The sequence below is a fragment of the Brevundimonas sp. genome (assembly GCF_036402095.1).
In the GTDB taxonomy this organism is placed as follows: domain Bacteria; phylum Pseudomonadota; class Alphaproteobacteria; order Caulobacterales; family Caulobacteraceae; genus Brevundimonas.
Genome location: NZ_DASWTO010000080.1, coordinates 1 through 7281 on the forward strand (window position 1 = coordinate 1; position 7281 = coordinate 7281).

At 69.6% G+C, this 7281-nt stretch carries 7 protein-coding genes and 1 pseudogene; all 8 read right to left on the reverse strand.

Annotated elements, in window-relative coordinates:
• Positions 1 to 51: 51 nt before the first annotated feature.
• The gene (locus VGD32_RS06535) at positions 52 to 1266 is read right to left on the reverse strand and encodes an RIP metalloprotease (RefSeq protein WP_331031097.1); all 1215 of its coding nucleotides are present in this window, start codon (positions 1264 to 1266) and stop codon (positions 52 to 54) included.
• A 23-nt stretch (positions 1267 to 1289) separates the two neighbouring features.
• A complete protein-coding gene (gene dxr / locus VGD32_RS06540; protein WP_331031098.1) occupies positions 1290 to 2486 on the reverse strand; it encodes a 1-deoxy-D-xylulose-5-phosphate reductoisomerase in 1197 nt (398 codons plus the stop codon).
• Complete coding sequence (locus tag VGD32_RS06545; RefSeq protein WP_331031099.1) at positions 2483 to 3298, reverse strand: phosphatidate cytidylyltransferase; 816 nt, start codon at positions 3296 to 3298, stop codon at positions 2483 to 2485. The genes dxr and VGD32_RS06545 overlap by 4 nt, the downstream gene beginning before the upstream one ends.
• Positions 3298 to 4053 carry a polyprenyl diphosphate synthase gene (gene uppS / locus VGD32_RS06550; protein ID WP_331031100.1) on the reverse strand — a complete coding sequence of 252 codons (756 nt, stop codon included), beginning with the start codon at positions 4051 to 4053 and terminating at the stop codon, positions 3298 to 3300. The genes VGD32_RS06545 and uppS overlap by 1 nt, the downstream gene beginning before the upstream one ends.
• 32 nt (positions 4054 to 4085) lie before the next feature.
• Entirely contained in the window at positions 4086 to 4643 is a 558-nt protein-coding gene (frr, locus tag VGD32_RS06555; RefSeq protein ID WP_331031101.1) for a ribosome recycling factor, read from the reverse strand.
• Positions 4644 to 4671: 28 nt separating this feature from the next.
• Positions 4672 to 5415 carry a UMP kinase gene (pyrH, locus tag VGD32_RS06560; protein WP_331031102.1) on the reverse strand — a complete coding sequence of 248 codons (744 nt, stop codon included), beginning with the start codon at positions 5413 to 5415 and terminating at the stop codon, positions 4672 to 4674.
• A 54-nt stretch (positions 5416 to 5469) separates the two neighbouring features.
• Complete coding sequence (locus VGD32_RS06565; protein ID WP_331031103.1) at positions 5470 to 7143, reverse strand: ribonuclease J; 1674 nt, start codon at positions 7141 to 7143, stop codon at positions 5470 to 5472.
• Positions 7140 to 7281, reverse strand: a pseudogene (locus VGD32_RS06570) (pantothenate kinase); the annotation flags it as partial. The gene VGD32_RS06565 and the pseudogene VGD32_RS06570, both read right to left, overlap by 4 nt.

Sequence of the window (7281 nt, forward strand, 5' to 3'; positions counted from 1 at the left end):
ACGCGTCTTGTCGGATCATGCGGGAAACCATCGGGGGCTGGCGTCGGCTCATCAGGCGAGCCCGCCGAGGAATTTGAACAGGCTCAGCTTCTGCAGGTCGTTCCAGGTGGCGAACAACATCAATCCCGCCAGCAAAGCAAGACCGACGCGATAGCCGACTTCCTGAACACGTGCGGGGACTGGCCTGCGCGCCACAGCTTCATAGCCGTAGAACAGAAGGTGGCCCCCGTCGAGGACCGGGATCGGCAGCAGATTAACAATGCCGATTCCGATCGAAACCAGGGCGGCGAGCTGAATCAGGTTGATCAGCACGTTGAGCGCGCTGAGGGTCGGATCGTCGCTGGCCGCGGCGGACTGCTGGGTGATGCCGCCCGCCGCCTTGGCGATGCCGATAGGCCCGTTGAGCAGGTCGCCCGACTCCTTGCCGGCGAAGATGCGGCCGACATAGGTCAGCGTGCCGCCGATGGTGGAGCCGATCCGCTCGACGCTGCGGGCGCCCGCCTCGATCGGGTTCAGGCGACGATACTGGATGTCCGAGCGCAGCGGCTGGATCCCGAGGCCGATGCGCGCCACCCGGACCCGGCCCGCGATGGCGTTGTTCTCGACCTGACGGACCGGGGTGGCGATCAGCTGGACCTCCCTCCCCGCACGATCGACCACGAAGCGAAGAGGATCCCCGGCGCTCAGCATGACGATCTCGGTGACGTCGGCCCCCTCGTCGACCGCACGGCCATTGACCGACCGGATCAGGTCGCCCGGCAGGAAGCCGGCGGCCGCGGCGGGCGAGCCCGGGGCGACCTGGCCGACGCGCGGCGCCGCGGTCACTTCGCCCAGGGCCATGAACAGGCCTGTCAGCAGCACCATCGCGAGCAGGAAGTTCGCCGCCGGGCCGGCCGCGATGATCAGGGCGCGCTGCCAGATCGGCTTGAAGTGGAAATAGTCGCGCTCGGCCCCTGGGCCGTGCTCGGCGATGACCCGCTGGCGCAGCTCGGCCAGCCCGGCCTGATCCGGCACGCTGGAGGCGTCGAGGTCGCCGGAGAATTTGACGTAGCCACCCAGCGGCAGCCAGGCGATGCGCCATTCCGTGCCGTGGCGGTCGGTACGGCCGACGATGGTCTTGCCGAAGCCGACCGAGAACCGGTCGACCTTCACGCCGAAGGCGCGCGCCACGAGGAAATGGCCCAGTTCGTGGATGGTGACGATGAACGTCAGCACCAGCAGGAACGGCACGATGTAGAGCAGCGCCTGGCCCAGGAAGCCCGTCATGCCGTTATGTCACCCTCCGCCGTTCAGGCCGCCGCGGCCAGACCCCGGACGATCGACTCCGCCTCCCGCCGCGCCAGCGCATCCACGGCCAGAGCCGCATCGCAGGCGTTGCGGGAACCGGAATCCACCCCCGAGGCCGTCACGCGCGACAAGGTGTCGGCGACGACTGCGGCAATATTGAGAAAGCCCAGACGCCGGTCAAGAAACGCCAGCGCCGCCACCTCATTGGCCGCGTTGAAGACGATGGGCGCAGACCCGCCGGCCCGCAGGGCGTCGCGGGCCAGCCTGAGGGCCGGAAACCGGGTCTCGTCCGGCGCCTCGAAGGTCAGGCGGCCAAGGGCGGCGAGGTCCAGCCTCGGCGCCGGCCAGGCGATCCGCTCGGGCCAGGCCAGGGCGCAGGCGATCGGCGTCTTCATGTCGGGCGGCCCCAGCTGGGCCAGGGTCGAGCCGTCGACGTACTCGACCATGCTGTGGATGATCGATTCCGGATGCACCACGATGTCGATCCGGTCGGCGGGCATGTCGAACAGATACGCCGCCTCGATCGCCTCCAGTCCCTTGTTGGCCATGGTGGCGCTGTCGACCGAAATCTTGGCCCCCATGCTCCAGTTTGGGTGGGCCACGGCCTGTTCCGGCGTGATGTCGGCCAGGGCCTCGCGCGGCGTGGACCGGAACGGCCCGCCCGAGGCGGTCAGGACCAGCTTGCGGACCTGATGCGGCGCCTCGTGGGGAAACACCTGGAAGATGGCCGAATGCTCGGAATCCACCGGGATCAGCCGGCCTCCGGAGCGTCGCACCCGCTCGATCAGGGCCGGGCCGCAACAGACCAGGCTTTCCTTGTTGGCCAGCGCCAGCGTGGTTCCCGTCGCCGCCGCCGCCCAGGCCGAGCGCAGGCCGGCCGCGCCGACGATGGCCGCCATGACCCAGTCGGCGGGCCGGGCGGCGGCCTCGATCACCGCCCCCTCCCCGGCCGCGGCCTCGACCCCGGTTCCGGACAGCGCGTCCTTCAGTTCGCCCAGACGGGCGGGGTCGGCGGTGACCGCCAGCCTGGGCTTCCAGCGTCGCGCCTGTTCGGCCAGCCGGGCGATATTGGCCCCGCCTGTCAGGGCCTCGACCTCGAAGGCGCCGGTTCCGCTGGCCTCGGCCTGCTCCATCAGCTCCAGCGTCGAGGTTCCGACCGATCCCGTCGAGCCCAGAACGGTGACCCGGCGCCGGATCATGATCCCGCCCCGAAAGTCACCACCAGCAGCCGCCCGCAGGCGACGACCACGACCGCGAACATCAGGCCGTCGACCCGGTCCAGCAGGCCGCCATGCCCCGGGATCAGCTTGCCCGCGTCCTTGACCCCGTAGCGCCGCTTGAGCGCCGATTCCCACAGGTCGCCCGCCATCGTGGCCAGCGCCGCGGCCAGTCCGAGCACGCCGCCCCAGACCGGGCCGACCCCCATGTCGAGGAAGGTCGCCAGCAGCACCCCGGCGACCGTCCCGGCGACCAGGCCGCCGATGAAGCCCGACCAGGTCTTGTTCGGCGAGAAGCGCGGCCAAAGCTTGCGGCCGCCGATCAGGCTGCCGACCATATAGGCCATGATGTCCGAGGCCCAGGCGATGATGAAGGCGGACACCGTCCAGGCCAGTCCGCTGGGCTCCGTGCCGTTGCGGAGCCAGATCAGCAGCACCGCCGGCCAGCCGAGGTAGAGGACGCCGTAGGCCGCGTCGAGCGCCTCCTGGCCCCGGCTGCGCGCGAACAGACCCGCGGCCGCCGCGCAGAACACCAGCATCACCAGCGCCAGCGACAACTGCTCGACATGGGCCGAGATGACCGCCGCGAACAGGCCGAACCCGACCGCCCCGGCCATCAGCCGCCAGGCGGTCGCCGCGCTCATCATGGCCCATTCCACGGCCAGCAGCGCGCAGGCTACGAGCATCAGGGCGAGGAACCACAGACCGCCGGCCCAGATGCCGAGCACCGCCGCCGGCGCCAGCACCACGGCCGAGGCGGCCCGGAGGCCTATGTCGCCGGCGCGCATCGCCATCAGCTTGCCGCGAGGGCGGGCGTGGAGGACAGGCCGCCGAAGCGGCGGTCGCGATCACGGTATTGCCGGACCACGTCCGCCAGCGCCTCCGCCCCGTAGTCCGGCCACAGCACGTTCTGGAACACCAGCTCGGCGTAGGCCGCCTCCCACAGCAGGAAGTTCGACAGCCGCTGCTCGCCCGAGGTGCGGACGATGACGTCGACGGGCGGCCCGCCGGCGGTCGACAGACCCAGCCCCAGCGTCTCCTCGTCGAGCGGTCCCGTCGCCTCTCCGGATCGCACGCGCTCGGCGTAGAGCCGGGCGGCGTCGACGATGTCGGCCCGGCCGCCGTAGTTGAAGGCCACCTGCAGCAGGAATTTGTCGTTGTGGGCCGTGCTGGCCTCGGTGCGCTCGATGATCTGCGCGATGTCGACGGGAAGGCCCGTGCGACGGCCCAGAATCCGCATCCGCACGCCCTCGCGCTCGAGCCGCTTCAGATCGCTGGCGACGTACGAACGGACCAGCCCCATCAGGTCGGAGACCTCCTCGGCGGGGCGGCGCCAGTTTTCGGTCGAGAAGCCGAAGACGGTCAGGCAGCGGATGCCCAGGGCCGGCGCGGCCTGAACGGTGCGCTTCAGCGCCTGGACCCCTTCGCGATGACCCATGGCCCGGGGCAGGCCGCGCGCCTGCGCCCAACGCCCGTTGCCGTCCATGATCAGGGCGACATGGCGGGGCCCGTCGGACGCGGGCGGGGGCTCAGGGGGTTCGACGGGCATGACCGGCGCGTATCCTACGGCAAAACGCGCCGTCAAACCTGCATGATCTCAACTTCCTTGGCCTTCAAGGCCTCGTCGATGCGCTTGATGGCCGCGTCGGTGTCCTTCTGGACCTCGGCCTCCATCTTCTTCTGCTCGTCCTGGCTGATCTCCGAGGCCTTCTCGGCCTTCTTCAGATCGTCGTTGGCGTCGCGGCGGACGTTGCGCACAGCGATCTTCTGCTGCTCGGCGTACTTGCCGGCCAGCTTGGCCAGATCCTTGCGGCGCTCCTCGGTCAGCGGTGGCACCGGGATGCGCAGGGTCTGGCCGTCGACGATGGGGTTGAGGCCCAGGCCGGCGGCGCGGATGGCCTTCTCGACCGGCGTCACCATGCTCTTGTCCCAGACGCTGACCGAGATCATGCGCGGCTCGGGCACGCTGATCGCGGCCACGGCGTGCAGCGGCGACATCGAGCCGTAGGCCTCGACCTGGACGGGCTCCAGCAGGCCGGCGTTGGCGCGGCCGGTGCGCAGGCCGGAGAACTCTTCCTTCAGCGCGCTGACCGCCTTGTCCATCCGGTCGCGGTAGGTCTTCAGATCAGGCTTGGCCATGGCTTTTCTCTCGTTCTCGAATGGCTTGTCAGGCTGATTTAGCTTTTGAGGTGATGACCGTGAAGGTCCCCTCGCCGGTCAGCGTCTTGCGCAGGGAGCCGTCCTCGCGGATCGAGAAGACCACGATCGGAATGCCGGAGTCTCGCATCAGGGCGATGGCCGAGGCGTCCATGACCTTCAGGTCCTTCGCCAGCACGTCGTGATAGGTCAGGGTGTCGTAGCGCGTCGCCGTGGCGTCCTTCTTGGGGTCGGCGGTGTAGACGCCGTCGACGCTGGTGCCCTTCAGCAGGGCGTCGCAGCCCATCTCCGCGGCCCGCAGGGCGGCCCCCGAGTCGGTCGTGAAGAAGGGCGCGCCGACGCCGGCGGCGAAGATCACCACCCGGCCCTTTTCGAGGTGCCGAAGGGCCCGGCGGCGTACATAGGGCTCGGCCACCGCATTCATGGTCAGGGCGCTCTGCACCCGCGTCTGGACGCCGATCTTCTCCAGCGCCGCCTGCATGGCCAGGGCGTTCATCACCGTGGCCAGCATCCCCATGTAGTCGGCCGTGGCGCGGTCCATGTCGCCGGCGGCCTTGCTCAGCCCGCGGAAGATGTTGCCGCCGCCGATGACGAGGCAGATCTCGACCCCCTCGCGCGCCACCTGGGCCACCGCCTCGGCCACGGTGGCGACCGTCTTCATGTCGATGCCATAGGCCTGATCGCCCATCAGCACCTCGCCCGACACCTTCAGCAGGACGCGCTTGTAGCGGAACTCGGGCGGGGCGTCGGGCATGGGGGGTCCTTGGGGCGGAGGAATCGGCTCCTTATAGGAAGCCCGGCGACGGGTTCAAAGCCTCAGCACGATCGTCTCGACGATCGGACGGCGGTCCCAGATCTGCTGGCTCGCCTTCTTGAGCGCCCGCGATACGGCCTGTTCGATGACCAGCTCGTCCTCGAGCGCCTCCCCTTTCAGCTTCATCACCGCGGCCTCCGCCCGCTCGGCCAGGTCGTCCAGGGCGTCGCCCAGCGGCGCTTCCGCGTCGCCCGGCAGGCCGATGGCGCGCACGTCGATGTCGCTGACGATCTTGCCGCGCCGGTCCATGGCGAAGCTGACGATCAGCACGCCGTTGGTCGAGGCGTGACGACGCTCATGCAGGGCCTCGCCCTGTTCAGTGACCAGACGGCCGCCGTCGACATACAGCCGGCCGCTCGGGACCTCGTCGATGATGGCCGCCGGCCCGGGCGCCAGCCGCACCATGTCGCCATTGCGGGGCGTCACCGTCTCGGGAACGCCAATGTCCTTGGCCAGGTTGGCGTGTTCGGCCAGATGGCGGCGCATGCCGTGGGTCGGCACGGCGATCCTCGGCCGGGCCCAGGCGTACATCTGGCGCAGTTCCTCGCGGCACGGGTGGCCCGAGACGTGGATGCCGGGGTGGTCCCGCTCGGTGTAGATGCGCACCCCCCGATCGGACAGCTTGTCCTGCAGGCGGCCGACCGACAGCTCGTTGCCCGGGATCACCCGCGACGAGAAGATGCAGTGGTCGCCACGGCTGAGCGAAATGTACGGGTGGGTGCCCTCGGCGACGCGGGACAGGGCCGCGCGCGGCTCGCCCTGGCTGCCGGTGCACAGAAACAGGATTTCGTCGGCCGGCCAGACCCGCGCCTCCTGCTCGGACAGGAACGGCTGGATGCCTTGCAGCATGCCGACGTGCTTGGCCGCCGCGGTGATGCGGTGCATCGACCGGCCGGCCAGCGAGACACGCCGTCCGGCGGCCTCGGCCGCGCGGATGATGCTGTCCATGCGGGCCACGTTCGAGGCGAAGCAGCCGACGGCGATCTTGCCCTTCAGACCGCCGATCAGGCTGGTCAGGGCGTCGCGGACCTCGCCCTCCGACCCGGCCACGCCCTCGACGAAGACATTGGTGGAATCGCACACCATGGCCAGCACGCCCTCGTCGCCGAGGCGGGCGATGGCCCCGGAATCGGTGACGCCGCCGACGATGGGATCGTCGTCGATCTTCCAGTCGCCGGTGTGCAGCACCGTGCCCAGCGGGGTGCGGATCGCCAGTCCGTTCGGCTCGGCGATCGAGTGGGTCATGGTGATGAAGTCGACCGTGAACGGGCCCAGGTCGACCGTGCCGCCCAGCGGAATCTCGTGGATCTCGACCTGGTCGAGAATGCCCGCCTCGCGCAGCTTCTCGCGGATCAGGAAGGCGGTGAACGGCGTGGCGTACAGCGGCGCCTTCATCCGCGTCCAGAGCCAGCCGAGCGCGCCGATATGGTCCTCGTGGGCGTGGGTCAGGACGATGCCGCGGATGGTCTCGCCCTCGAGGAAGGCGGGATCGGGCACGATGACGTCGACGCCGGGCGTCGACAGGTCGCCGAAGGTCACGCCGACGTCGACGACGATCCATTGCCGGTCGCTCTCCGGCCCGTAGCCGTAGAGGTTGAGATTCATCCCGATCTCGCCAGACCCGCCCAGCGGCAGGAAGACGAGTTCGTCACTGGTTTGTTTTTTCATGCGCCCTTGATGTGGGTGTTCCGCCGCCAGATTTCGAGGAGGCCGCGGATGGTCAGGTCCGGATCGAACCGGTCGATTGAGTCTGTTGCGCCTTCGAACAGCGAGGCCACGCCACCGGTTCCGATGACCGTCATGGGC